The following is a 25,194-nucleotide window of genomic DNA, read 5'->3' on the forward strand; positions in this document are numbered from 1 at the left end:
CGCGTTGCCGAGGAGCTGCGCGCCCTGATCGAGTCGGGGGACTCCCGCCCGGAACCCGCCTCCCATCCGTTGCCGAGATCATCAAGCAATACGGAGGCAGCAACAGCGTGGCCAGCGCCGCGTACAAGCTGCTCGTCGATTACGGCCTCGTCGTGTCCCGGCACGGCGCCGGCCACTACGTCCGCGGTCGCGACACCCCCGATCTCCTGGTCCGCCGCCACCGCAAGCGCAGCGAGGACTCCCCTTTCGCGGAGGGAACGGCCGAGCAGGGCGCGGTAGGTACGTGGCGGCACGAGTCGACCACCGAGCAGGCCGGCGACACGGTGGCCGCGCGGCTCGGCATCGCGGCCGGAGACGCGGTCACGCACACCTCCTACGTGTACCTGGCCGACGACAAGCCGGTGCAGCTCGCCGAGTCGTGGAAGCCGCTCGCGCTCACCGGTCAGTTGCTGATTGCGCTGCCCGAGGTAGGGCCATACGCGGGCGTTGGGGGTGGCCGCACGGATGCGGGTCCTCGGCATCGAGGTCGGTAACCCCGTCGAGCGTGTGCGCGCCCGCGTGGCGACGCGGGCCGAGGCGCAGGCTCTCGGGATGACGGCGCCCGGCCCGGCGCTGTTCGTCGAGCGGACGTACTACGACCAGGCCACCGGCCGCCCCGTCGAGACCGTCGGCATAGTGATGCGCGGAGACCGGTGGGTGGCCATCTACGGGGAGCAGCCCCAGGCATGACGAAACGCCCCCTGCATGTCCGTCTGGGACACGCAGGGGGCGCACTCCTTCATCTCCGCCATGTCCCGAGCTGTGCTGGTCACCTGATCCTTGATCGAGTGCCCGGAGTTCGGTGACAGCTCCTGGACGGCGTCGATGATGGTGACGACTCGGCGGTTCACCCGCCACGCCCCGCGGACGACGGCACCGAGGGCGAGCAGCGCGGCCGCTCTCCCGCCGAGGTGGATGAGCAGGTCCATGGGCGCCCGCTCACATGCCTCTGGAGGGCTGATCCGGGTGCGGTCACGTCCACTTGCTCCTATGTCAATCAGGCGGCGCGTACGGCGGCTGGTTGATCGGTGCTGGCCTCGCTGTCATGGAGGAGGGCCCGGTAGACGACATCTGGCAGGCAGCGCCTGAGCGCGCGGATCGCTTCGGTGTTGGTGTTCCCGGCCTCGCGCCGATGCTGGAGGTAGGCCCGGGCGTCGGGATGGTAATGCGCCTGGGTGACAGCGATCCGGTGCAGGGCCGCGTTGAGTTGCCGGTTGCCGGTACGGCAGAGCCGATGACGTTCGCGGTTTCCTGACCAGACCGGCAGCGGCGCGGTGCCGTTGTGACGGGCGTAGGCGCTCTTGGAGTGGAACCGGCGGATATCGGCGGTCTCTCCGAGGATCTTCGCCGCGTTCAGGATGCCGCACCCTGGGATCGCCAATAGGCGGGTGCCGCCTCGGTGACGAGGGCACCGAGCTCTGCTTCCAGGGAACGGATGTCGGCGGTGAGTCGGGCGACCGCTCCACCAGTTGCCTGGCCAGACGGGCCACCGTGCCGTCCTTGTCGGCGAGTTCCGTGGCCAGGGCCCTCAGGTGCTTGGCACGGTAAGGCAGCGGGCCGGCGGGTCCAGGCCGGGGTCGATCTCGTGCAAGTGCCAGCGCAGCTTGTTGATGATCCGGGTGCGCTCAGCGACGAGGTCGTCGCGGTGGTCGACCAGCAGGCGTATCTCCCGCGCGACGCCATCCAGGCAGGCGGTGGGCAGGTCGGGTTCGCGCAGGGCCGCCCTCGCGACGGCAAGCGCGTCAATCGGGTCGGACTTGCCGTAAGTGCGGGCCGCGCTCCGGCAGTTCGCCATCAGTTTCGGCGGGACCCGCACGATCCGCTCGCCAGCTGCAAGGAGGTCCCGCTCCAGTCGGCGGGACAAATGCCGGCAGTCCTCCACGGCCCACAACCGATCGTCGCCCCACTTCTTCGCCCAGGCCAGCAGCCGGAGGTGGTCGGCGCTGGTTAGGTGCGCTCGCCGATCTTGCGTCCGTGGTCGTCCACAGCGACAGCGGTGTGGTTGCGCTTGTGCGCGTCGATTCCGAAGACCATCATCGGCCGGTCTCCCTTCCGTCCCTTGGGTAAGAGCGGGCCGGTCGGGGGCACTCCTCAATCGGGGCGATGCCGCGCTCCTGTGAAGCCACACCGACCAGGGCTTCACGGGCCGCACAAGTGGACATGGCCACCGTCGAACGGGCAGGACGTGGTGGAGCGAGCCCACGAAGCCACCCAGCAGCATGACATTGAGGACGTGGTGTACCGACCTTGGGCGCCGGATCGCCGACACGCGAGCGGACATGCGCGGAGGTCGAGGACCCGCTCAGCGCCGTACACCACGTGCGTGGACGCGGCCTCGTCGGCTGGGAGCACCTACCCTGAGCACCGAGGCGAGCGCATGAACCCGCTCGGGATCGTCGGCGCCGGGACGGGGCTCGGACCGGCCGCGGCGCGGACGTCGCAGTGAGCGAGACAGGCAGCGCCGCCCAGGGCGCTTCAGCGGTCGACGGTCCGCGCACCGAGATGCTGCCGGTACCAGGGGGCGCAGGCAGGGAACCGGTCACGCAGCGAACCGGCGGTGAGGCCGGTCTCCCGCCAGACGCGGGTGCTGTCGAAGTGGCGGTCGAGCGCGACCATCCCCACCTGCCGGGCCTTTTCAGGTCCCGCGAAGGCCAGCGCGTCCGTGTAGTCCAGATCCCCGGTCGGGCGCGGCACATCGAGGTGTTCGGCCAACAGCTCGTACAGCTCCAGGACGCGGACCGGCTCCGGGTGGTTCACGTGCAGGACTCGGGGCCTGGTCGACGCGGCCGGCGGGGCCGGCGACAGCGCCAGGGCGGCGATCACCTTGGCCAGGTCCTCGACCGAGATCAGCGACAGCCGGGCCCGGCCGCCGTTCACGGTGACCGGGGTCCGGGTCAGCGCTCTGGCCAGGGTCGGTATGAACCACATGTCCCCGGGACCGTAGACGAACATGGGCCGCAGCACCGTACCGCCTGCGGTCAGTACCGCGCGCTCGGCCGCCGCCCGGCTGCGGCTGGTCGGGGAGGCGGGGGCGAGCGGTACCTCGTCCTCGGCGATGCCGGCGTATGGACCGTCGCCGTAGACGGCGGCGGTGCTCAGCGCGATGATCCGCCGCACACCGGCCCGGCGGGCCTCGGCCAGCAGCGCCTGGGTGCCTCGCACGTTGACCGCCTCACAGGTGGCCGCGTCGGCCTCGACAGCCGATGCGAGGTGCACCACGGTCTCCACACCGTCGCAGCAGCCGTGCAACGAGGCGGGGTCGGCGAGATCGGCGGCGAAGTACTCGGCTTCGATTCCGGCCGTACGCCGATGGGTCAGCACCCGCAGGGCGGCTGGATCCGGCAGCCGCCCGCGCAGTAAGGAGGCAGCCCGGCCGCCGATGAATCCACTCGCTCCGGTCAGCAGAATCACAACGCACCAGCCTGGATCGTCAACGTCAGATAACTGGTCACGACGTAGCCCATCGCCAGGGGCACCGGCCAGGCTCCCGTGCGCCGCCGCAGGAAGCGCGGCAGCGCGAGGAGAGGGAACACCAGCGCCGCGTAGGGGAGCAGTGCCCACGCCGCATCCGCGCCGCTCTCCCGCCACGGGCGCAACAGCGTCAGTTGCAGCGCGGCGGCCAGTACGGCACAGCCCATCGCCGTACCGGCGCTGCCCAGCGGGCCGAGCCGACCCGAGTACAGCCGTGCGTTCCCGGCGCCGGACCAGGACGTCTTACGGGCGAACTCGAAGTGCAGGAACACCGCGACGAACACTCCCACCAGGGGGATGGCCCGCCAGCCCAGCCAGCTGCCCTGCTCTCCCTCCGCGGAGAGGTAGACGTAACAGCTCAGCAGCAACTGCACTGGATAGGTGACCGCCAGATTGAGCAGCAGCCCCTCCCTGACCCGGGCCGAGGCCCGTTCCAGGGCAACCAGCCCGAGCGCGTACACCAACTGGCAGAGCAGTACGAGCAGTGCGGCCGCCGGCAGTCCGGCGTTGAGCGCTACCAGCAGCGCCGCGAGGACGACCATCGCCACCCGCAGTTCCCGCTGGGTGACCGCTCCGGTCACCAGCGGACGGCCTGGGTTGTGCATCCGGTCGTACTCCATGTCCTTCTGCTCGTCGATCATCCGCAGATACAGCAGGGCGAGCACGACCGTCGCGGCGCGCACGGCCGTGCCGGCCGAAGGCTGCCATGACCCCTGGGCCAGCAGGGCGGCCGTGCCCTCGAGCGCCAGTGCCCACAGCACTCCGTACGTCACGTACACCTGAGGGGTGAACACCGCCAGGACAAAGCGCCCCAGCTTGCCGAGCACCGTCATGCCGAGTCCTGTTCCACGATGGTCACCACGCCGCTCGCCCCGTCCATCTCCACCATCGCGCCGTCAAGGATCGCCGTGGTGGCGCCGGGGACGGCCACGATGGTCGGGATGCCGAATTTCCGGCCGGTGATGGCGGTGTGCGACAGCAGCGTGCCGCGCTCCACGATGATCCCTGACGCTCGCAGCATCAGAAACAGCCAGCCGGGGTCGGTTTCCCGGGCGACCAGAATCGGTGCCTCACCGTCATCACGGTATGCCCCGGGATCGAGGACGACCCGTGCTACGCCCCGCACCCGGCCGCCGCTGGAGCCGAGGCCGCGCAGGGTCAGCCCGTCCCCGGAGGGCGGCGCGGCCGAGCGACGCTCGGCGGCGGGCTGCTGGGGGCGGGTGTCGCGCACCGGCCCGAGCGTGGTGAAGCGCAGGGGGAGTTCGGTTTCGTCGGCCGCGGCGACGGCCGACTCGTATTCGCGCCGGCGGGCCTCCGCGAGGCCGCGCAGGTCTTCGGCGGGCGCGGTCCCGTCGAAGTAGCCGAACAGCTCGGTCTGAGTCAGATGCACGACGTCGTCGGCCTCCCGCAGTGCCCCGCGTGCGGTGAGATCCGCTCCGAGGGTACGGAAAACCTCCTTGGCCAGCCCGAACAGCTCGCTGCGGCGGTAACGGGAGTTCTCCCGGTAGCGGATGTAGCGGCGCAGCCGGGCGAGCAGGGCGGACAGCGTCCGACGGCGTACCGGATGCCTGGCCAGCGCCGTGGCGAGCCGTTGTTCGGCGTCCGCCCTGATCCGCAGCTCGCGTCGGCGCAGCTCCTCGCTCTCCAGCCCGGCCTGTGCGTACTCGCCGACCAGCCGCAGCAGTTCCCAAGGCGTCTGCCGTGGTGAGGGCTGCTCCATCTTGAGTTCCTGGAGCCCGCGGTCGCCATAGCGGCGCAGGTGCTCGACGACGCGCTGTGGGAACGTGTCGCCGAACCGGCCCTGTTCGACCTCTTGCCATACCTCACGGAGCGGGCGGTCGTCGAGTGCCGACTGCAGTCCTGGCACGGTGCGCGCGTACTCCGCGAGTCGTACCACCGAAAGCACCACGTCCACGCTGTGGTTGTCCTCGTCCCCGCACAGCAGATCGCTCAGCAGCGAGTCCTGGGCGGAACCCGGAACCCAGGCCTTCAGCAGCTTCTCGACGATGCCCGCCGTGGTGCTGAGCGCCGAGTCGTTCATGAGGGTGACCCCCCAATGCTCCCCGACGTCGGCCCAGACTTCCTGGAAGTCGCGGATGCGCGCCAGCGGGTCGAGCGCCGCCCAGTCCCGGTCGCGACGGGATGCGATGACCCGTTCCCACCAGCTCTCGAAGCAGCGCATCGCCCTGTCGTGGACCGCGAACCGGTAGGCGACGGCGGCGGCCGGGCCGGCCAGCTGCAGTGGCCCGACGGCTGCCTCGGGCCTCCCAGGGGGCTGGCTGAGGCCCATCATCTTCTCCCAGCCGCCGCGCACCAGCGGGAAGACGGCCAGCTGCTGGTGCAGGTGGTACCAGGCGTTCAGCTCGTAGTAGATACGCCCGTGGTGCAGCCCGATCATCCGGTCCAGGTACGGCTGGTTGCGGTGCAGGGTGTGCGCGGGTACGCCCATCCTGCGGTACAGGTCGTAGAAGATCGTGCGGTAGAAGTCCTGGGCGAAGGTGTACGTCAGTGTGGTGGTGACACCGGGAAAGCTCTCGGTGACATTCGCGTTGCTCCACTGCCTGCGCAGACTCGCGTCGATGGTGACCGGGCGGGACTGCACCAGGTGCAGGGTGCCGTCGGCGGTGAAGGTGCCCTCGATGTCCTGCGGCGCGCCGAACAGCCGCTCGATCGTGCAGCCCGTACTGGCCAGGGCACGGATCTCCTCCTCGCTCAGTACCGGCCGCTCCCGCAGGTGTCGCGGTACGGGCAGCGGCACGGGGCCGTCCTGGGGCCGTTCGGGGTCCAGGCCGAGTTTTTCGGGTTTGGTGGCGATCCGGCTCTCCACGGCATCGGCGGCACCGGCCCGCAGGAAGTAGTGGTCCACTCCCACCCGTTCCTGGACGACGCCCTCGCCGATGCCGTAGGCCGCGGCGATCACGGTGTCGGCGGCGCCGGTGCGCGGATCGCAGGTGAACATGACGAAGGAGCGCTCGCCCAGCGCCATCCTCTGGACTCCCACGGCCACTTGGGCGCCGCCCGGGTCATGGCCCTGCGCGTGCCGGTACAGCAGCGACTCGGCGTTGAAACCGGATGCCCAGCAGTGCCGGACGCGGTCGACCAGTTCTGAGCGGCGCACGTACAGGAAGCTGTCGCTCATCCCGGCGAAGGCATCCCGCGAGGAATCCTCGCCGCCCGGCTCGTCCCCGGCCGTACCGCCGCCCTGGCCGGTCACCGAGGCGCGTACGGCCACCAGGGTGCCCGGGGAGAAGGCCGCGTCGTACGCGGCAAGGATCTCCTCCTCCAGACCCGGCGGCAGCGTCGCCCGCTCCAGCAGGTCCCGGATACGGGCCGAGGTGTCCTCGACCGCCGCCCGGTTGCCGAAGTCGGTGGCTGCTATCTCCTTGTCGATACGGTCCCGCAGCGGCCCGGCGACCGCGCGGAAGCAGTCCGTGGACAGGGCATAGAACGGCGGCACCCGCACTCCGGCCGCGGTGAGCCGGGCCAGTCGTGCCAACTTGTGGCCGGCCAGGTTCGCGGTCACCTGCGCGCCGGTGAGCACACGGGGGACGGGGCGGTCGTGACGGGGGCGGTTCTTCTTGCTCCGGATGTCCGGCATCTTCATCACTCGTCACCACACCGCGGGGACCAGGCGCTTGCGACCGCGCGCGTAGTCCGGATAGCCGGTCAGCTCCATCAAGGTCCGCTCCTCGACGCGGATCCGGTGCACAATGGCCGGCACCAGCAGCCCGACCAGGGCGAACAGGGACACGGGATTGAGCAGCAGTGCGACGAACCCGATGTGGCCCACGACCATTCCCGAGTACGCGGGGTGCCGCACCAGCCGGTACGGGCCGCTTCGCACGATCATGTGATCGGTCAGCGTGCGCACCTTGTGGGAGTAGAACCTCCCGAGTTGCCGTATCGCTCCCAGTCGCAGGACGACGCCCGCTACGAACACCGCCAGCGCCACACCTTGGAACACGGCATCGCTGGGGGCCCACAGCGGCGGAACGAACACCGCGGAGGCCACCACCGCGCCACGTGCCAGCCCGTACAGCGGCATGCTCGCCGCGTCGTCTCCACCGGCGTCGCCCGGGTGGACGCGGAAGGTGATGCGCAACTCCAGCAGCGTCCACACGAGGTACAGTCCGAGGGCGACCCGGACGACGCCGGTCCCGGTGGCCAGGCCATGGCCGAGCGCGGCCAGCCCGGACAGGAACAGCAGCGGTGGGAACACGCTTTCCAGCCTCTTCACCGGGCCGCTTCCCCGGACTGGCGGCGGCTGGCCCGCAGCCGCGCGTAGGCCTCCGCCGACATCGCGACTCCGGTGACCTGCGCGGTGCCGATGTCCCCCGCGTCCCCGGCGCCGGACAGGGAGAAGGACATCGTTCCCGTGCCCCGGCGGCGTGCCTCGGGGAGGCTGCGGGTGCGCAGCAGGACGCGCTCCGCACGCCGCACCGGACGCTCCAGCGTGATCTCGATCCGGGTCACCACCAGCCGGTGGTCCACGGCCACGTCCCTGGCCTCGTGCCCGAGCAGCGTAACGAACTGCCGTACGCCCTCGATCAGTTCACCCAGTGGCCGCAGTCGGCCGCCGACGCGGCGCAGGTGGTGACGAGGGGGCGGGGTCAGCAACTCGGCGGTGTAGTCGTCTGTCCCGCGCCGGCACAGCGCGCCGATCAGTACGTTCTCCTGCCGGGCCCGGTGCACGAGTACCGCCGGTACGGGCGGCACGGCGCCCGGCAGGGGGGTGTCGTCGGCGGCCTCCTCGCCCCGGGCGGCGAAGGGCGCGACGGAGCCCGCCGCGATCAGTGTGTCGTTCTGCCGTAACTCGACCCGCCAGTGGCCCGGACGCTCGGCCTCCCACACCCGCATCGTCGGCTGGCTGTTCAGCTCGCAGAACCGATGGAATTCCAGGGCGAGTTGGCGGAAGCCGTGCGGCTGTCCGTGACCGGCCGCGGCGACCGCCTCCCCGGCCAGCGCCAGTGCGCTCTCCATCATCAGCATCGCCGGCACATGTTCCAGCGGGTGGTCGAAAAAGAACGGATCAGTCTCGTCGATGGCGAGTTCGGCCTCCCAGACCAGGCGCTTGCGAGGGAAGGCCACACTGCGACCTGTGCGTTCGGCAACCGACGTCGTCACTGGCTTTCTCCCTACTGTTCGTGGAACCCTTGATGCCCGGTCCGATACTGGTCGGCGATGGTGCGGGCGGAGCGGTTCGGGGCTTGCCGAAGGCAGGAGGGCTTGGCCATGCCCGTGCGTGGTGGCGTCACCGCACCGGGGTGTGCGGCTCAGCACCCGTCCTCGTCCGCCTGCTTGACCACTCCCATGCCGACGAGGGCGTCGAGCATGCGCCGGGCGAAGACCCGGTGGCCCTCGGAGTTGAAATGAATCCGGTCCATGCCCTCCGGCTCCAGCATCAGCCTCTCGTCGCCCGGGCCCCACAGGCTCAACCCGTCGAGGTAGTGCACCAGCGGGTCACCGTGGTCGCGCACCCGGGCCACGGCTTCCTCCGTCTCCGCCCGGTATTCCTTGAGCGTCATGCCGACCGGGCCCGGATCGTCCTCCCGCTCGGGCAGGTACACCGTGGACATCACCACGATGGGCGTATCGGGGTTGCTCTCTCGCACCGTGCGGACGAACCCGATCACCGAGGACTGGTAGGTCTGCTCGTTGAGGCTGCCGAAATAGTACGGATTGATCCCCAGGCATGCCGTGAAGAGTTCCGGCAGCAGGTCGCGGGCAAGGCTCGCGAAGATGGGCTGCGCGTGACACCCGGCGCCCATGGCCATCGAAGTGAGGTCCAGGTGCGCGGTACGGGCCAGCACCGAGGTCCATGTCTCGGACGGCCCCGCGGCGCCGCGGCCCTGCGAGATGGAACTCCCGTAGTGCACCCAGCGTGTACCCGGGACCGGTACTTGTTCGATCCGGGCCGACTTGTCCATGTCGAAGCCGCGGAGCACGAACTGGTTGAAGTGAGGCAGCCACAACTCGATGGTGGACATCTGCCCCGACAGGCCAGACACCGTGAGCTCGGCCTCGGGGTCCTCCGTGTCCAGAAGGACGCGTTGGCGCAGTTCACCGTCCACGACGACATCGAGCCGCGCCGTCTCCTGAGGCCCGATGACCTCGGGAGGCGGCGTCGCTCGGTACCTGCACGTCACGTGGCGGCTGTCCGTGCTGAAGGCGACCCGAACCCCGGACGGCATGGCCGCTCTGCCGAGCCCTCCCTTGGGGAAGAAGAGGCGGCTGTCCTCGTGCGGCACTCGCCACGGAGCGATGCCGTCGTCGGTGTGCTGTAGCGAGACGGCACCGTGGTAGGAGAGCCGGCTGTCGTCAGGGGCGATTCGCGTCATCGTGCCTGTGTTCCCTTCACGCATGCTCATGGGGCACCCTCGTCAGGTTGTCGTCGTTGTGCTTCAGGCTTTGGCATGCGCCGCGCTCACAGTTTCTCCGCCCGTGCGGCCACCGCCGTCCCGCGCGGTTCGAGCCTGCCGCGGGTGTCGAGCAGGAGCCGCGAGCGCTCCGCGATCGCGTTCACGTCGTAGTCGCTGTGCGCCTGCGTCAATATGGTCAGCACCACCAGCGACGCGCGGAGGTCGGCGACATCCTCCTTGTAGGTGACGCCCAGCAGGAGCACGTCGGCGCCGTTGATCTCCGCTGCGATTTCCATCAGGCGGAACGGATAACCCAGCGTACGGAGCTTGTGCGAAGGGTGATTCGGATCGCGTCCCACAGATCCACACCGAGTTCATGGGGGAAGGCCGCCGTCTCGTTGACGAGGGCGATGCTGACGTAGCGGTAGGTGTTCCCGGCCGTGCGGCCGGAGTCGTCCGCGTCGGACAGCGGGGTCGGCGTGCAGATCACCACCGTCTTCGCAGTCGGCAGTTCGGATTCGTCGGACACGGCGCGGAACCCGTTCGCGCGCATGTCGCGCATGTCGTCCGTCGGATATGTCCCCCAGGTGGGAGCGTCCTTCGGTGAGCGAGTCCGCCACCGCGTGGTTCCGGTCGTATCCGATCACGTCGAGTCCCGCGCGTACCGCCTCACGGGCGAGCTGCAGCCCCACGTAACCGAGTCCGATCACCACGACATCGGCCTGTTCCGTGCTGTTCCGCTTCGTTACTTCTCGCATGGATCAGAACACCTCCTTCAAGCTGCCCTGTACGGCGGTTGAGCGTCTGTGGTGCGGCCTCCCTGTCCGGGCGGCACCGGTTGGTCCTCGTGATGACGCCGGTTCACCAGTGCCGCCAGGACAGGGAGTCTCAACTAGTTGTCGTCCGGCACCGGTTCCGGCTGCAGGAACTCCAGCCGGTTGCCGAACGGGTCGTCCGCGTAGATGCGGCGGTGGCCCGGAAAGTCACCGTCCCAGCGCGGTGTGGTGCCGTGCGCGGCCAGGTGCGCCGCGAGGCTGTCGAGGTCGTCGACAAGAAACGCGGGGTGTGCCTTCTTGGCCGGCCGGAAGTCCTGCTCGACGCCCAGGTGCAACTCGACGCCGTGCGCACGGAACCAGGCACCGCCGCGCTTGGCAAGGACGGGCGGCTTCTCGATCTCCGTCATGCCGAGAACGCCGGAGTAGAAGGCGCGGGCGACGTCCTCCTCGTCGGCGGGCATGCTCACCTGGACGTGATGCAGGCGCTCGAAGCGGTGCGAAGCACCGGTCATGGTGATCTCCTCATGGAACGAGTAGGTGGAACTCAGGGTCAGTCCCGGCGGTGATCGCCGAGGACTCCTCTGTGTACCAGCTCGGCCCGGACGGACAGCGCCTCCGGACAGAGCTCGGGACGGGGCCGGTCGGCCGCCTGCCGTCGAAATCCGGCGAGGTGAGGCGCCAGGTCCACGCAGACGAACTCGGACAGGGCGTCATGGCTGCCCTCGCACAGGGAGCCGTAGTCCAACTCGATCCGTCTACGGGCGGGTACGGATGCCCGGAAGGCAAGCCAACGTGACGTCCAGTGGGCCCACTTCGCCGATGCGGCCGAGGCACTGTCCGGGTTCCACGGTTTGTCCCGCTGCCAGCGGAGCATCGAGGCGATGGCCTCCTCCGGCTCGCGCACCAGGAACACCCAGCGCGCGTTGGGAAACGTCGCATGGAGCCAGGGCAGTTCGAGCAGGTACTCGTTGTACTTGTCGCCCCACGGTCCCGGGCCGTACGCCTCGGCGCAGACCCTGCGGATCTCGTCGCTCGTGGCGGGCTCCGCGCTGCCGTGGGCGGCCCGGCGGGTGCTGCCCAGCAGGGCCGTACGGGCCCGCGCCAGCCACTCCTCGGATCCGTCTCCGTGCGGCGGGATTCGGGTGAGCGCGTGCGTGACCTCGTCCGCGCGCAGGTGCAGGGCCTCGGCGTCCGGGTCGGTCCACCAGCGGCGCAGCAGATAGGGGAGCTTTCCGTTGACGGTGAAGCAGCCTCCCGCCGCGGCGAACGCGCTGGAGAGTGCTCCGGCGAGCGCCGTGGTACCCGACCGCTGTGGACCCACGAGCAGCAGAGGATCCGTCGGTGTCATTCCGCGTCCTTCACCCAGGCCGCGAGCGTGGCCATGCATGCCTCACTGGCCTCGCGCCCGCCCGCGGAGAACCCATCTCCCCACGGCTCGTCCCGCTCGTTCGCGGTGAGCACACGCGTACGGCGCCAGTGCGTCTCCAGGGACAGACAACCGTCGTATCCGCGGGCGCGGAGGGCGGACAGGATGGCCGGCCAGGGGAGACTGCCGTGGCCCAGCTCGACGTATTCGCTGGTACCCACCGGGTCCTTGACGTGGATGTGGGCGAGCGCCTCCGGCTGTATGTCCTCGAGGCCGCAGAGGCCGGAGCCGTCGCCAAAACCGCTGAAGACCGTGTTGCCGGGATCCCAGATCATCCCGGTGCTGGGACGCCCGAGGGCGTCCAGGAGCTGCTGGGTGAGGGTGGCGCTCGGGGTGTTGGTACGGGTACCGGTCTCGAAGCCCACGGTGACGCCGTCCGTGGGCACCCGGTCCAGCACAGTGCCGATCGCCTCGGCGGCCCTGGCGACGTCCGGGGCTCCGGAACGGAAGAAGGAGAAGACACGCAGCAGATCGGTGCCGAGGGCCGCGCACTGCTCCAGCGATCGGTTCAGCAGCGCCTCGGAGGCGGCCAACTGCACATGGCCCGATGGGAGTTCGGTCTTGAAGACCGGACTGGCGAACCCGGCGACGGAGATGCCCGACGCGGCTGCACGGGCGGCGATCTCCTTGCACTGGTGGAGGGTGAGCTCGTGGGGCGGGATGTTCCAGACGGACCGGACCTCGATCGCGGTGAAACCGTGACGGGTACAGACGGCCAGGACCTCGTCGAGATCCTGGCTGATCTCGTCGGTCAGGATACAGAGACGCATGACGCAACCTCCGGGGGTACGGGCAACGGGTGGTGGTGTGACGTCAGTGCTCGCCGCAGGATACGGATGTCCTGGGCGGCGGTGCCGGACCTCGTCTCGACGGTGACGGGGAGTGCGGCGCCGTCGATCAGCGTGAGCGTCCACGCGGTCAGCGACGGCGTGCTGTTGAGCCCTACATGTCGGTAGGTGCCGTCGCGCCTCGTGAGCCCCTTGACCTGAACGGCGACCGCGTGCCGCAGCAGAAACGCCCGCGCCGCGGCGATCGAGGCACGCAGGCGCACCAGGCCCAGGGTGTCCACCACCGCTCCGATCCCGTGCTGGGCGAGGACCTCGTCGAGCAGCGCGAGGGTGGGTGTGGCGGCGTGCGGCTCGACGACGAGCCTCAGGTCCGGTCCCCAGGTGTCGCGCAGCCGGTCGACATCGGCGCCGAAGCGGCGTACGGCCGCCACGTCGGCCAGGGGGGCGACGAAGAGCCGCAGCGGGATGCGGCGCTTGAGGACGACGCGCATGACACCGGGCGTCAGATCGGCCGGTACTCCGGAGCCGAGTGTGGCGCTGACACCGACGAAGGCGACCGGCATCCGCTCGGCGATCAGGTCGAGCTGTGGATCCCAGCCCTCGCCCCGGCCCGCCCACAGGTCGAGGCACTGGGCACCGATCCTCGTCGCGATATGCAACAGTTCCGGCGCGGACGCGTGGGGCAGGCTGGAGGAGGAAACACCCACCAACGGGGTCATGACACAGGCTCCTTGACCGGGGTGAGACGGCGTACCTCCGCCAGCAGAGCGGTGACGTCCCGGGCCCGCCGGAGGGCATGGCGATCCGGGGCGGCCTCACCGCGTACGGCCGCCCGCAGTTCCTGGTAGACGGCGGCACGCAACTCCGGCGGGGGGACCGGAGGCAGGGACTCCGCCCGGCCGGCGACGCGGTATTCCGTGCCCTTGTCGGTGACGAGCAGTTCGCGGTCGCCGTCCACCACGTGCAGGCGCTCCGACGGGGGAGCCGGATGGGCGCTGCTGAGGACACTCATCAGCGGACCGCCGGCGAACTGGATGGCGAGTGTCGCGCGTGTCTCGATACCGGCGGCATCGCGGCATTCCGTCAGTCCGGTGACCCTGGTGGGTGTCCCGAGCAGTTGGCACGCCATGTCCAGGCAATGCACTGCCAGATGGGCGATGTGCCCACCAGCGGAACGGTCGGGGTAGTGCTTCCAGGCGTTCGAGAGATAGTGAGCGCGCGGTCGGGGCTGCAGCACCTCGATCGTCGCGGTGGCGTCCGCCGTCCACTGATCTGTCAGAGCGTCGTCCGGAAGGCTCCCGCGGTGCTGCAGCATCGCCAGAGCAGGGGCGCCCGAGGCCTTGGCGGCGGCGAGCATGGTCTCCAGCTCGTCGCTGGTGCGCGCGACCGGCTTCTCGACGATGACACCCTTGCCCGCACGCAGTGCCGAGGTCGCGATGCTCACATGGGAGTCCGGCGGGGTGCAGACGGCGACGGCGTCGATCCGCGTGTCCGCGAGCACGTCGTCCAGGGATCGGGGGGTGGCCCCCGCCATCCGGGCCAGCTCGTCCGCCCGGCCCCGGTCCACACCGACCACGGCCACGATGCGTCCGGCACCAGCCAGGCGTACTGCCTCCACGTGTTGCCGGGCCGCACGACCGCAGCCGACGACAGCGATTCCCACAGGGTTGTTGTTCCGATGAATCCGGCTGGTCATCATCTCTCCTTGGAAGCCGCGGCGACAGTGATGGGATTCGGCGCTGGGGCCCGCCGTCGGCCGTGTCCGCTCGGCTACCGACCGGCGAGGTGGACGCCACCGAGGGCGATGCCGATGGTGTGTCGTCCAGCGGGCCAGCCTGGCATTGCCGATGCTATGCCGCACGCGATTGCAAATACGAGGAAGATCACCGGCAGTTCGGCGGCGACTTACGGCGGGGGAAACTGCTCAACTCGGCTTCTCCCAAAGACCTGCTGTGAATTCCGGCCGGTCATTCCTAACCTGGGCGGCATGACCACTCCTGCAAACCCTGCCTCCCGCATACCGGAAGCCGTGCACCGGCGCCGCTGGGCGATCCTCGCCGTGCTGATCATGAGCCTGTTGATCGTGCAGCTCGACACCTCGATACTGAACGTCGCCATCAAGACCATCTCGACCCCGGCTCCGACCGGTCTGGGCGCCACCCAGAGCGAACTGCAGTGGGCGATCAACTCCTACGTCCTCGTCTTCGCGGGCCTGCTGTTCACCGCCGGACTGCTCGGTGACCGGCTGGGCCGCAAGCGGGCCCTGCTCGGCGGCCTCACCGTGTTCGGCCTGGGGTCGGCCCTGGCCGCGTCCGCCGACTCGCCGGGCGAGCTGATCGCCTTCCGTTCGGTGATGGGACTGGGCGCCGCGTTCGTGATGCCGGCCACCCTCGCCGTCATCATGAACGTCTTCGAACGCGACGAACAGCCGAAGGCCATCGGCGTCTGGGCGGGCGGTGTCGGCCTCGCCGTCGCCATCGGGCCCATCACCGGCGGTGCCCTCCTCAACCATTTCTGGTGGGGATCGGTCTTCCTCATCAACGTGCCGTTCGTGCTCCTCGCACTCGCGCTGATGCTGTGGCTCGTGCCTGAGTCGCGGGATCCGAACCCCGGCCGGGTCGACGCCCTGGGCGTCGTCCTGTCCGTCGTCGGCGTCGTGCTGCTCGTCTACGGCATCATCAGGGCCGGCGAGCTCGCCGATTTCACGGAGGTCACAGTCCTGTCGACGATCACCGCCGGTCTCGCCGTACTTGTCGCCTTCGTTGTGTTCGAGAAGCGCAGCGATCATCCGTCCATCGACGTCACCTACTTCAGAAACAGGGTTTTCTCCGCCGCTATCACCGTCATGGCGCTGGTCTTCTTCGCGATGATGGGCGTGAACTTCTTCTCGGCCTTCTACATCCAGAGCGTGCGCGGCTACACGCCGCTGCAGACCGGTCTGCTCCTGCTCCCGCTGGCCGCCGCCATGATGATCTTCGCGCCGTGGGCCCGGCGGCTGGTCGACCGCTTGGGCCTCAAGGCGACGGCCACCGGCAGCATGCTGATCATTGCCGCGACGCTGGCCACGTTCGCCGTGTTGGAGGCCGACACGTCGATCTGGTTCCTTGAGGCCGTCTTGTTCCTGATGGGCGTCGGTATGGCCTACATGATGAGCCTGACCAGCGTCGCCATCATGCAGGCTCTGCCCCGTGAGAAGGCCAGCTCGGCCTCCTCGCTCAGCAGCACCTTCCGCCAGGTCGGCGGTGCCTTCGGCGTCGCTGTCCTGGGTTCCGTCCTCTCGACGACCTATCGCACAGGCATCGAGGACAGACTTTCCTCGCTGCCGACGGATCTCAGGGAAACGGCTGGCGAGTCCGTCGAAGCGGCCCTCGCCGTGGCTACGCGGCTGGGCCCCGAGGGAGAAGCGCTGGTCTTGTCGGCCAACGACGCGTTCCTGCACGCGATGCACATCACCGCGTTGTGCGGAGCGGCGGTCGCTGTCGTGGGGGCGGTTGTCGTGGCGCTGTTCCTGCCGGGGAAGCAAAGGGGGCCTCAGGAGGACGGGAAGGAGCCGGAGTTGGCGGCTGCGGCGGAGTAGCCCTGTCAAGTCGCGCAGCGCTGAGAGAATCCCGCCCAGGGCAACGAAGGACGACAGGTGAGCCTCGCCGACAGCCGGCTCGGCAGGATGGAGCCTCAAGGGCGTCCGCGAATGCGGCCGCCGAACGCGCCATCCTCGAGGGCACGATGAAGCTCCTGGAAGACGGCGTCCCCCTCGCCGAACTCTCATTGAGCGCATCGCCCGCACCGCCGGCATCGGCAAGGCCGGGATTCACCGGCGCCGGAGCGGCAAGGAAGGGCTGTGCGCCGACGTCAGCCGCGCCGCCGAGCGACCTGGCCCCGTGCTCCCCGGCACCTCGATGCGCGACGAACTGTTCGTCCTGCTCGAAGCCCCACGGCGCGACCCCGGCCTCGCAGTCCTGCGCCGCGGCAGCAGCACGGCGTACTCCGCACGAACATCGATGGCGAGCAGGCGATCGAGATGTTCGTCGGCCCTGTCTCTACCGCCGGTCGGCGTCTTCCTGTTGTCTCGGGTCCTGCCCACACCGGCCGGCGGCCGCAGCATCCGGCCCGCGCGTTGCTACGCACCCTCGATGGCCGCCTCCAGGAGCGTCTCGAACCCTGCTCGGACGCACGCGAACAGGTCGATCTCCTTGCGCGAGGACTCCGGCAGCTGGGTGTGGGCAAGCCGGAGGGCCCGGAGTACCCCCACACCGGCGCGGGCCAGGATGGACGCCCGTAGCCGGTGTTCCGGGTCCCGCAGGTCCGCGTCGTTCGCCGCCGTCCGGGTCAGGAACGCGGACGCGACGGCTTCCTCAAAGTCGAACAGGAGGAAGCGTTCACCATGCGTTCTCGGAATGGTCGGGAGCGGCTGGCGTCCGGCGAGGAGGAAAACCAGAACTTCGTCGCGGCCGACGAGCCCCAGGATGGCGTTGCGCAGGGCGACCAGCGGAGCCTCCGCGGGCGGGCGGGCCACGATCTCGCCCGCCAGAAGCGGGATCAGCTCCCGCGTCTCCTGCAGGAGCAGGCTCTCCTTGGTCGGGAAGTACCGGAAGAACGTGCGCTCTCCCACCCCCGCGGCACTGGCGATGTCGGCAACCGTGGTGTCCTCGTAGCCCTTCTCATGGAACAGCCCCGCCGCTGCCTGGATCAGCGCCTCACGGGTGCGTCGCTTGTTCTGTTCCCTTCGTCCCGGTTCTGCTGTGGGCTTCACCTTCACCATTTCTGTCCGGAGCGACGTTTTGGCAGTCCTGCCACTTTGTTATTGTGGCGTGGCTCCCGGTCTCTTCAGGGCTACCTCCGTATCAGGGGAAACCTATGCCCAACTTCCTCCACAGCCTCGCAGGTTTATCCTTCCGGCACCGGCGACTCGTGCTCACCCTCTGGCTCGGGCTGGTCGCCGCGACGGTGGCCTGCATGACGTCCTTCGGTGGCACGGGCAAGCTCGACAACACCTTCTCCAATCCGGGTTCGGAGTCCCAGCAGGCCCTGGACCGTCTGAAAGCCGACTTCCCCGCTTTCTCCGGCACGAGCGCGCAGGTCGTCTTCACTACATCCGGCGGCCGTGAGGTGACCGATCCGGCCGAGGCCGCGGCGATCCGTGCCGCGCTGACCGCAGCCCGGTCCGCCCCACAGGTCGCCAGGGTCGTCAGCCCGTTCGATGCGCGCACCGTCTCCGCCGACCGCACCACCGCCGTCGGCCAGGTCCTGTACGAGGTCCCGCAGAGCAGCCTGGAACCGGGCGCACTGGACTCGCTCAAATCCGCCGTCGTGAGCGCCGATCGGGAGGGGATGGAGATCCATGTAGGTGGGGCGGCGTTCGGCAACGCTCCGACGCAGTCCAGCAGTGAACTGCTCGGCGTCGGCGTGGCACTGATCATCCTCGCGCTGACCTTCGGCTCCCTGCTCACCGCCGGCATACCGATGGTCACCGCGGTCTTCGGCGTCGCCACCGCGATCTTCGGTGGGCTCTCGCTCACCGGGGCCTTCTCCATCTCGTCGACCGCGCAGAGTCTGGCGCTGATGATCGGTCTGGCGGTCGGAATCGACTACGTCTTGTTCATCGTCAGTCGGCACCGCTTCCAACTCGCTCACGGTATGGCGCCGGAGGAGTCGGCGGCGCTTGCGGTGGGCACGGCGGGCAGTGCGGTGGTGTTCGCCGGGCTGACCGTGGTCATCGCCATGGTGGGCCTCACGGTGGTCGACATTCCCTACCTGACTGCCATGGGGCTGTCCGCGGCGGGAGCGGTACTGATCGCGGTACTCGTGGCGATCACCCTGCTGCCGGCGGTGCTTGGCTTCGCCGGCAAGCGGCTGACCCCGAAGCCGGGCTCCCGTGCGATGCGCCGTGAACAAGCCGTGGGCGGCGCCGCGACAGCGGCCGACGGCGCCAAGGCCGCCAACGCCACCGAGCGGTGGTTCCGTCTCGTCACAGGCCGGCCGCTGCTGACCGTGCTGGTCGTGGCCGCGGCTCTGGGCGCACTCGCCTGGCCCGCCCGTGACATGCGCCTCGCGCTGCCCGACAACGCCACCGCGCCCGCGTCCTCGTCCCAGCGCATCGCGTACGACCGGATCAGCGCCGAATTCGGCCCCGGTTTCAACGGTCCGCTCCTGGTATTGGCCGACACCAGCCACAGCACCGATTCCACCGCGGCCGCCCAGCAGGTCGTCGCCGCCGTCCGCGCGCTGCCCGACGTGGCCGTCGTCGGCACGCCGCTGACCAATGGTGCCGCCCACACCGCCCTCATCCGGGTGGTTCCGGACAGCGCGCCCAGCGACCCGGCGACCAAGATCTTGGTCAGCACCATCCGTGACCACCGGGAGTCGATCCGACGGGACACCGGTGCCGTCATTCAGGTCACTGGCAGCACCGCTGTGAGCATCGACGTCGCGGCGAAGCTGAACTCGGCGCTGATCCCGTTCGCCGTTGTCGTGATCGGGCTGTCACTGCTCCTGCTGCTTCTGGTCTTCCGGTCCCTGGTGGTTCCGTTCAAGGCCGCAGTCGGCTTCCTCTTATCGACCGCCGCGACGCTCGGCGCGGTCGTGGGCGTCTTCCAACTGGGCCACGCCATGGGCTTGGTAGGCATGGACGCCACCGGACCGGTCAGCAGCTTTCTGCCGATCATCCTGCTGGCGGTGCTGTTCGGCCTGGCGATGGACTACGAGGTGTTCCTGGTGTCGCGCATGCGGGAGGCCTATGTCCGCACCGGGAGCCCTCTGGGCGCGATCCACAACGGCGCTCGGCACAGCGGCCGGGTCGTCACGGCGGCTGCCCTGATCATGATCTCGGTGTTCGCCGCCTTCCTCGGCTCCGAGAGCATGATGCTCAAGCAGATCGCCTTCTCCCTCGCTGTCGGCGTGCTGCTCGACGCGTTCGTCATCCGGATGACCTTCGTCCCGGCCGTCCTCGCGCTCACCGGGAGCGCCGCTTGGTGGCTGCCTGGCCGACTGGCCCGGTGGCTGCCGAACCTCGACATCGAGGGCGACGGCCTGGAGCACGGCCACGCCGCACAGGACTTCATGGTCGGCACAGCCGGCGGCCCGGGCCGCCGCGACGACGCGGTGTCCGCGTCGCCGACCGTCGGCTGACGGCACCTCACCGCCGCGCCCCTGTCGCCGGCACTCGGCACGTTGATCCGGTCACTCCGTCGATTTTCACTGAAAATCGAAAGGAAGGTGACAGGAACGTCGTCGCCGGGTGTCGGTGACATATTTATTGGTTTGGGATGCAGGTTTACCCGTCGACTTACAAGCATTCATTTTAATTTCGTGTACGCCGGATCGTGTATTCGATCCGGCGTGAAAAACCTACCCGTGAGTTTTACTGGTGAGTTTTACTGGCGAGTTTTTAATTGAGCGATTACTTTACTTTTTCTTTGCTCCTTGAATGGACACATAATTGAGGATTAAAGCTAGGCTGGGAGCGATTTCATCAGGTTCCGCGGGAAAGGGAGCTCGTGGACAGAACTGAATCGGAGAGTCAGTGTGACGGGTTCCCTGGGGTGAGGAGTGATGGAATCGCGGTATCAGGCGTCGGAGAGATTCTGAAGGTGCCTGCGAGTGATGGTGGGGCAAGCTCGGTTCGGGTCGGCCGGCGTTCCGTGTGGTTGGCCCTGCCTTGCCTCTGTCGGCCGGTGTCGACCTGGAGTGGCTGACCACCTCAAGGTCGACAGTCGAGACGACGAGCTTGGGGCGTGACCTTCCCGGCTCGGAGGTGCTTTCGCTTTTCTGAACAAGATTTGGACGCCGTAGCAAGTGAAACGCGCAGGCTCATGAGATGTCACCATCCGGGGAAGAGCTTAGTGCACCGCTTCGGAAGCGGTATGGAATCTCACCAGGGCTGCGACTGTGGTCAGTGGGTGCGGGGGTGTGGGTTCGCGCCCTGTGCTGCCGACCTGGGGGCCGCGCCTTAGTGAACACGCGAGAGGAACCAAAGGATGCCCTTCCAGACGACTCTCAGCCCTTTCTCTCTGTCTGGGGAAGGTGAATGTGCAGCGGTGCTGCTGCGTGATTACCGATGTCGGGCCGGACTCACTCAGGAGGAGCTCGCCGATATTTCCGGTATATCTGTCCGCAGTATCAGGGACTTGGAACGCGGGAAGACCCAGCCGAGGCCGTCGACTCTTCGGAAGATCGCAAACTCGTTGTCCCTTACACAGGACGAGAAGAGGCAATTCTTCAGCAAGGGGGGAAATCCGGCCCGAGGACTCTCCGGGACATTCGGAGAATCGAATGTCAACATCGTCTCAGTCCCTCCTGACGCCCCTTCCGCCGAGTTGCGGAGCTTTGTCGGAAGGGAGGCCGAACTGGAGGCCATCTCCCGGTCCCTCACTGACCGCGCCCTCTGTGAGACGAACCTCGTTTCCCTGGTGGGCATGCCGGGCGTAGGGAAGACCTCGCTCGCCGTCCGCTGGGCCGTGCAGAACGCGGAGTGCTTTCCGGACGGGATCTACTTCCTCGGCTCCCGCGTGGCGTGGGGATCCAGCCCGATGATCAGCAAGCGCCCGCTGATCGCGATGCTGCGGCTGCTGGGGATACCGGTGGAGCCCGTGTGGAGCTGCAGCACGATGCAGGCCGTTCTGCGGGAAGCGATACAGAACCGGCAGATGTTGGTCATTCTCGACGACGTGCCGTCCGCTGCCGCGGTCAGATCCGTTCTACCCGCGCTTGGTACAGCCTCGGTGTTGGTCACAAGTCGGAGGCGCATGGACGGTTTGGTGGCCACGCACGGAGTGCGCCAGTTCGTCGTACCGACCCTCCAGCGCGATGAATCCGCCCAGTTAGTGGCCATGATGGGGCTGGGGGAGGAAGCGGAGGCGCACCGCGGTGTGGCGGAGCGCATCATCAAGGGGTGCGCGGGGCATCCGCTCGCGCTTCGTATCGCCTCGGTCGCCTCGTTCCATTGTCCGGATCTCTTCAGGCATTGTGACGTAGGAACTCTCGTCATGTGTGAAGAGGACTACACTCTGCGCTCGCTTTTCCAGCATGAATACAGCAGGTTACCCGCGGAAGCCGCCGACCTCTTCCGGTATCTGGCGGAGAATGGCGGGAAATCGCTTACGGTTGACGAGATCTCCACAGGTTTCGGCGTTCCGGAGTCTGAGGTCGCACACGGACTGGGCCTGCTCCATAATTGCGGTTTCGTTCAGTGGGTGGGCCACGGGGCGTACGAAACTCATTGCATCGCACGCGCCTTCGCGCGGACGCTGGTCGCCGACAAGGACTCATAACACCACCTGTCTGCACGGGCTATGAGATGGCGTCAGCAGACGCGCGCGCAATGCGTGCGGTGCCGGTGCGGCCGACGGCCTGTGCGAACCCCGTTCTTTTCTCGCGGGGCTTCTTTGCGCCGTTTTCCGAAGCCCGTTCCATGCCGACGAGCAGATTCAGCGGACTCACAGTACTGGGCCGCGCACCACGAGAGCGGCCACGTCGGCATCGGTCCGCCGAGCGTGTCGGCCATGGTCAGGGCGGCGCGTCCCAGGGCATCCCGGGACGCGCCAACCGCCTCGCTACAGCCGCGCCGCCTCGCGCGTCGTGAGCCGGCGGGCCGCGGAGTCGCGGCGGTCCAGGCGCCGCGTCAGCACTGTCGCCGCCTCCTCGCAGCGGCCCGCCGACACCAGCGCGTACAGCAGTGTCTCCTCGACGATCTCGCGTTGGGCGGCGCTGCCACCGACCGTGCGCAGTGTGGGCAGGACCTGCTCGATGCCGGGGATGGCCTCGTCCCAGTCCGCCATGACCAGGTGGCTGAACGCCTCGCACAACGGAGCGATCACCTCCCGCTGCACCAGGTCGGCGCCCAGCGCGTGGCCGCGCAGCCGGTGCAGTGCGGGCACGTCCCCGGCGGCGAGGTGGGCCACCGCGGCGTGGAGGGCGGTGAAAGGGGTGACCGGGCGTTCCAGGGCGTCAGTGGGGACGGTGCGCAGCACTTCGTCGACCGGGATCGGGCCCGGCCAGCTGTCGGTCACCCGGGCTCGCCACAGCAAGGAGCAGGAGTCGACCAGCGCCCGGATGCCGCTGACCTTGGTGGGGGAAAGCTGAGCGATGAAGCGGGCGTGGACCGCGTCGGAGTTCCCGAGGACGAGTTCGTGCAGGGCAGCATGCCAGGAGAAGTGGGCGCGGTGGGCGGCGCCCCGGCCGTGGCTGCCCAGCCAGCGGTCTATCCGGGCCACCCCCGACGTGTGGTGGCCGCACTCGTAGTGCACATGGGTCAGCGCGTGCATGGCGTGGCCGGAGGCGGGCTCGACGGCCAGGGCGCGTTCGGCCAGTTGCCCGGCTTCGTCGTAACGGCCCTGTTCCTGGCGTAGGAAGGCGAGCAGCGAGGTGTGGAACCAGCCGCCACTGTGCGCAGCCGCGGTCCGCTCGACGATGTCGGCCGCGCCGGTGCCGTCGAGGTCGCGCACCCCGGAGAAGGCGATGGTGGGCACCGCGACAGCGAGCGCGAGAGCGTCACCGGGATAGCGGGCCAGGTGACGCAGGAGGGCGGCGTCGCCTTCCTCGGGGGTGCCCTGGACACGGCGGGAGACGACGTCGACGAAGGACCGCTCGTGGTCGCTGCCGCGCTCGCGTACGGAGCGCTGCGCATCGGCCAGGGACCGGCAGACATCCGTACCGGCCGTGAACTCGTGCCCGATGAGGGCGAGTACGGCGTGCGCGAGCCCGAAGCCCGGATCGAGCGCGACCGCGCGGCGCAGCGCCGTCTCTGTCCCTGCCTTGACCTTCAGCAGCCGGGCGACACCGGACCGGTAGGCGGACGCGGCGGCGGCGTGTGTATGGAGCGGATAGCCCGACAGGTCGCTGGGGGGTCGCCGGGTGCGCGGTGCGGGCGCGGGGGGCACGCCCAAGTGCGCGAGCAGCGACTCGGCGACGGCCGCGGCCTGAACGCGGATCTCCGGCATGGCCGTGGTCTCCCACAGCTCGCCACGGCGGGGGGCGCCCAGAGTCCACAGCGGAAGGTGGGCCCGGCCGCCCGTGCCGACCAGGCGTCCGTCGTCGGTGGCCACGCCCATGCCGAGCGGTCCGCGGACTGCCGCACCGCTGTCGAGCAGGCTCTGCCACAGCGGGTCCGCGGTGTCGACCGCATGCGGTACCGACCCGGTGCAGTTGACCACCCATCCCACGGAAAGGTCGTGTGGCGCACCGCCGTCGGTGCGGGACAGCCGGACGGCGAGCGAGCCGTCGGCACGCGTCCGGGCGGCGGTCACCCGGCCGGCGTACAGCCGCAGGCGGCGCATCCGGCGCATGCGGTCCACCGCCTCCGCTGTGACGGGGGGCATCCGGTGCCGGTGGTTGTTCCACAGCGAGCCGTCACGCCGGATGAACTCGGCCCGCTCATCGGATGTGAGTGACGCCCACAGCGCGGCGGTGACCGGGCGCAAACCGTCCAGCCCGGGCCGCCAGTCGCCGTGGGCGCGTACGGCCCGGCCGATGTGCCGCAGGACCGCGGTGCGCAGCCCGTTCAGGGAGAGTCCCCGCAGGGGCTCGGGGGCGAGGGCGGGCGGCGGTGCCACGGCGTGTGCCTGCGGCAGCCGTCCGCTGGGGGAGACGGCATGCACCGTGTGGCCGAGGCGGTCGGCCGTCAGCGCGACGTCGACGGCGGTCAGACCCGTACCGACCAGCAGGATGTCCGTGGGGCACCCGTCGGCGAGTATCTCCTCCAGCGCGCCGGGGGCCCAAGGGTCCGCTACGAGGCGTTCGCTGCCGCGCAGCCCGTCCGGTGCCCATCCGGTGCCGGGGGCGTGGGGACCGGTCGCCAGAACCACGGCGTCGGTGCTTACGGTGGTGCCGTCCGCGAGGGCCACGGCGGCGGTCCCGTCCTGCCAGGCGAGGCCGACGGCGCGGGTGCGCAGCCGCCGCACGCGGACCGTGCGGTGTGCGGCGATGATGGCGCGGCCGAGGGTGTCCGCCAGGTAGGAGCCGTAGCGGTGACGGGGGACGAAGTCCGCCGCGGTCGCGCCCGGTTCGCCGTGCCGGCACAGCCAGCGTACGAAGTGCCCGGGGTCGTCGGGGTAACAACTCATGTTGCCGGCGGGAACGTTCAGCCGGTGGCGTGGGTCCTGGGTGGAGTAGGCGGTGCCACGGCCCGCCTCGGGGGCCGGGTCGACCAGGAAGATGTCCAGCTGGGAGCCGCGGCGTGCGGCGGTTTCGCAGAGCTGGACCGCGACCGCCGCACCGGCGGCCCCGGCCCCCACGATGACGGCCGTTGGCCGCTTGCGGTGTTGGTCGGGCCCCTGCTGTGCGGGCCGCTGGGGTAACGATGCGTTGACTGTCATCTGTGCCTCCTGACGCCCGGGTCTCTT

At 69.2% G+C, this 25,194-nt stretch carries 24 protein-coding genes and 1 pseudogene; 6 read left to right on the forward strand and 19 right to left on the reverse strand.

Going from position 1 to position 25,194, the window contains the following annotated elements; all coding sequences use genetic code 11:
• Window positions 1-80 precede the first annotated feature (80 nt).
• Both AQJ91_RS12195 and AQJ91_RS57330 read left to right on the forward strand, forming a co-directional pair.
• Window positions 81-533, forward strand: coding sequence for a UTRA domain-containing protein (locus tag AQJ91_RS12195; protein ID WP_267891187.1), 453 nt, complete (start codon window positions 81-83; stop codon window positions 531-533).
• Complete coding sequence (locus tag AQJ91_RS57330; protein WP_267891182.1) at window positions 505-729, forward strand: UTRA domain-containing protein; 225 nt, start codon at window positions 505-507, stop codon at window positions 727-729. The genes AQJ91_RS12195 and AQJ91_RS57330 overlap by 29 nt, the downstream gene beginning before the upstream one ends.
• On the opposite strand, the gene AQJ91_RS12200 is transcribed toward AQJ91_RS57330, so the two are convergent.
• The 17 genes and pseudogenes from AQJ91_RS12200 to AQJ91_RS12270 form a co-directional block, all read right to left on the reverse strand.
• A complete protein-coding gene (locus AQJ91_RS12200) occupies window positions 705-968 on the reverse strand; it encodes a hypothetical protein (protein WP_067019621.1) in 264 nt (87 codons plus the stop codon). The genes AQJ91_RS57330 and AQJ91_RS12200 overlap by 25 nt on opposite strands.
• 68 nt (window positions 969-1,036) lie before the next feature.
• On the reverse strand, window positions 1,037-1,420 hold the full coding sequence (locus tag AQJ91_RS54395; RefSeq protein ID WP_199847912.1) for a transposase: 384 nt from the start codon (window positions 1,418-1,420) through the stop codon (window positions 1,037-1,039).
• 147 nt (window positions 1,421-1,567) lie between these two features.
• Complete coding sequence (locus AQJ91_RS55440; protein ID WP_407696848.1) at window positions 1,568-1,966, reverse strand: IS110 family transposase; 399 nt, start codon at window positions 1,964-1,966, stop codon at window positions 1,568-1,570.
• A 548-nt stretch (window positions 1,967-2,514) separates the two neighbouring features.
• Complete coding sequence (locus AQJ91_RS12210; RefSeq protein WP_067019624.1) at window positions 2,515-3,450, reverse strand: NAD-dependent epimerase/dehydratase family protein; 936 nt, start codon at window positions 3,448-3,450, stop codon at window positions 2,515-2,517.
• Window positions 3,447-4,343 carry a hypothetical protein gene (locus AQJ91_RS53485; RefSeq protein WP_067019627.1) on the reverse strand — a complete coding sequence of 299 codons (897 nt, stop codon included), beginning with the start codon at window positions 4,341-4,343 and terminating at the stop codon, window positions 3,447-3,449. Before AQJ91_RS53485 ends, AQJ91_RS12210 begins: the two co-directional genes overlap by 4 nt.
• On the reverse strand, window positions 4,340-7,114 hold the full coding sequence (locus tag AQJ91_RS12220) for a PEP/pyruvate-binding domain-containing protein (protein ID WP_067019630.1): 2,775 nt from the start codon (window positions 7,112-7,114) through the stop codon (window positions 4,340-4,342). Before AQJ91_RS12220 ends, AQJ91_RS53485 begins: the two co-directional genes overlap by 4 nt.
• A gap of 6 nt (window positions 7,115-7,120) precedes the next feature.
• Window positions 7,121-7,747 carry a methyltransferase family protein gene (locus AQJ91_RS12225; RefSeq protein ID WP_067019633.1) on the reverse strand — a complete coding sequence of 209 codons (627 nt, stop codon included), beginning with the start codon at window positions 7,745-7,747 and terminating at the stop codon, window positions 7,121-7,123.
• A complete protein-coding gene (locus AQJ91_RS12230; RefSeq protein ID WP_159054533.1) occupies window positions 7,744-8,634 on the reverse strand; it encodes an AfsA-related hotdog domain-containing protein in 891 nt (296 codons plus the stop codon). The genes AQJ91_RS12225 and AQJ91_RS12230 overlap by 4 nt, the downstream gene beginning before the upstream one ends.
• Before the next feature lie 149 nt (window positions 8,635-8,783).
• Window positions 8,784-9,848: a GDSL-type esterase/lipase family protein gene (locus AQJ91_RS12235; RefSeq protein ID WP_234382131.1), complete on the reverse strand. Its 1,065-nt coding sequence runs from the start codon at window positions 9,846-9,848 to the stop codon at window positions 8,784-8,786.
• Between the two features lie 86 nt (window positions 9,849-9,934).
• Entirely contained in the window at window positions 9,935-10,165 is a 231-nt protein-coding gene (locus AQJ91_RS57730; protein WP_067019642.1) for a hypothetical protein, read from the reverse strand.
• Window positions 10,165-10,431, reverse strand: a complete 267-nt coding sequence (locus tag AQJ91_RS57735) for a hypothetical protein (protein WP_067019645.1) — start codon at window positions 10,429-10,431, stop codon at window positions 10,165-10,167. The genes AQJ91_RS57730 and AQJ91_RS57735 overlap by 1 nt, the downstream gene beginning before the upstream one ends.
• A 43-nt stretch (window positions 10,432-10,474) precedes the next feature.
• Window positions 10,475-10,627, reverse strand: a pseudogene (locus tag AQJ91_RS57740) (NAD(P)-binding domain-containing protein); the annotation flags it as partial.
• 134 nt (window positions 10,628-10,761) lie between these two features.
• Window positions 10,762-11,157 (reverse strand): VOC family protein, encoded by a 396-nt coding sequence (locus tag AQJ91_RS12250; RefSeq protein WP_067019647.1) that lies wholly within the window; start codon window positions 11,155-11,157, stop codon window positions 10,762-10,764.
• A 38-nt stretch (window positions 11,158-11,195) separates the two neighbouring features.
• Window positions 11,196-11,993, reverse strand: coding sequence for a sulfotransferase (locus AQJ91_RS12255; protein WP_067019650.1), 798 nt, complete (start codon window positions 11,991-11,993; stop codon window positions 11,196-11,198).
• Window positions 11,990-12,841, reverse strand: coding sequence for a sugar phosphate isomerase/epimerase family protein (locus AQJ91_RS53490; RefSeq protein WP_067019653.1), 852 nt, complete (start codon window positions 12,839-12,841; stop codon window positions 11,990-11,992). The genes AQJ91_RS12255 and AQJ91_RS53490 overlap by 4 nt, the downstream gene beginning before the upstream one ends.
• Window positions 12,823-13,578 (reverse strand): hypothetical protein, encoded by a 756-nt coding sequence (locus AQJ91_RS53495; protein WP_067019656.1) that lies wholly within the window; start codon window positions 13,576-13,578, stop codon window positions 12,823-12,825. The genes AQJ91_RS53490 and AQJ91_RS53495 overlap by 19 nt, the downstream gene beginning before the upstream one ends.
• Entirely contained in the window at window positions 13,575-14,555 is a 981-nt protein-coding gene (locus AQJ91_RS12270) for a Gfo/Idh/MocA family protein (protein WP_067019659.1), read from the reverse strand. Before AQJ91_RS12270 ends, AQJ91_RS53495 begins: the two co-directional genes overlap by 4 nt.
• Window positions 14,556-14,644: 89 nt before the next feature.
• Between AQJ91_RS12270 and AQJ91_RS53500 the strand changes: the two genes are divergently transcribed.
• Window positions 14,645-14,815, forward strand: coding sequence for a hypothetical protein (locus AQJ91_RS53500; RefSeq protein WP_159054534.1), 171 nt, complete (start codon window positions 14,645-14,647; stop codon window positions 14,813-14,815).
• 31 nt (window positions 14,816-14,846) lie between these two features.
• Entirely contained in the window at window positions 14,847-16,436 is a 1,590-nt protein-coding gene (locus AQJ91_RS12275; RefSeq protein ID WP_067019662.1) for an MFS transporter, read from the forward strand.
• A 540-nt stretch (window positions 16,437-16,976) separates the two neighbouring features.
• On the opposite strand, the gene AQJ91_RS54405 is transcribed toward AQJ91_RS12275, so the two are convergent.
• Window positions 16,977-17,609, reverse strand: a complete 633-nt coding sequence (locus AQJ91_RS54405; protein ID WP_234382134.1) for a TetR/AcrR family transcriptional regulator — start codon at window positions 17,607-17,609, stop codon at window positions 16,977-16,979.
• Between the two features lie 104 nt (window positions 17,610-17,713).
• On the opposite strand from AQJ91_RS54405, the gene AQJ91_RS12285 reads away from it, so the two are divergent.
• Together AQJ91_RS12285 and AQJ91_RS12290 are read left to right on the forward strand one after the other, a co-directional pair.
• Entirely contained in the window at window positions 17,714-19,984 is a 2,271-nt protein-coding gene (locus tag AQJ91_RS12285) for an MMPL family transporter (protein WP_067019666.1), read from the forward strand.
• Window positions 19,985-20,892: 908 nt separating this feature from the next.
• Complete coding sequence (locus tag AQJ91_RS12290) at window positions 20,893-22,125, forward strand: XRE family transcriptional regulator (protein ID WP_159054535.1); 1,233 nt, start codon at window positions 20,893-20,895, stop codon at window positions 22,123-22,125.
• A gap of 282 nt (window positions 22,126-22,407) precedes the next feature.
• Here AQJ91_RS12290 and AQJ91_RS12295 read toward each other — a convergent pair whose 3' ends face one another.
• Window positions 22,408-25,167, reverse strand: a complete 2,760-nt coding sequence (locus AQJ91_RS12295; protein WP_079084851.1) for an FAD/NAD(P)-binding protein — start codon at window positions 25,165-25,167, stop codon at window positions 22,408-22,410.
• Between the last annotated feature and the right edge of the window lie 27 nt (window positions 25,168-25,194).

Origin of the sequence: Streptomyces dysideae, assembly GCF_001514305.1 — a bacterium.
Classification (GTDB): Bacteria; Actinomycetota; Actinomycetes; order Streptomycetales; family Streptomycetaceae; genus Streptomyces; species Streptomyces dysideae.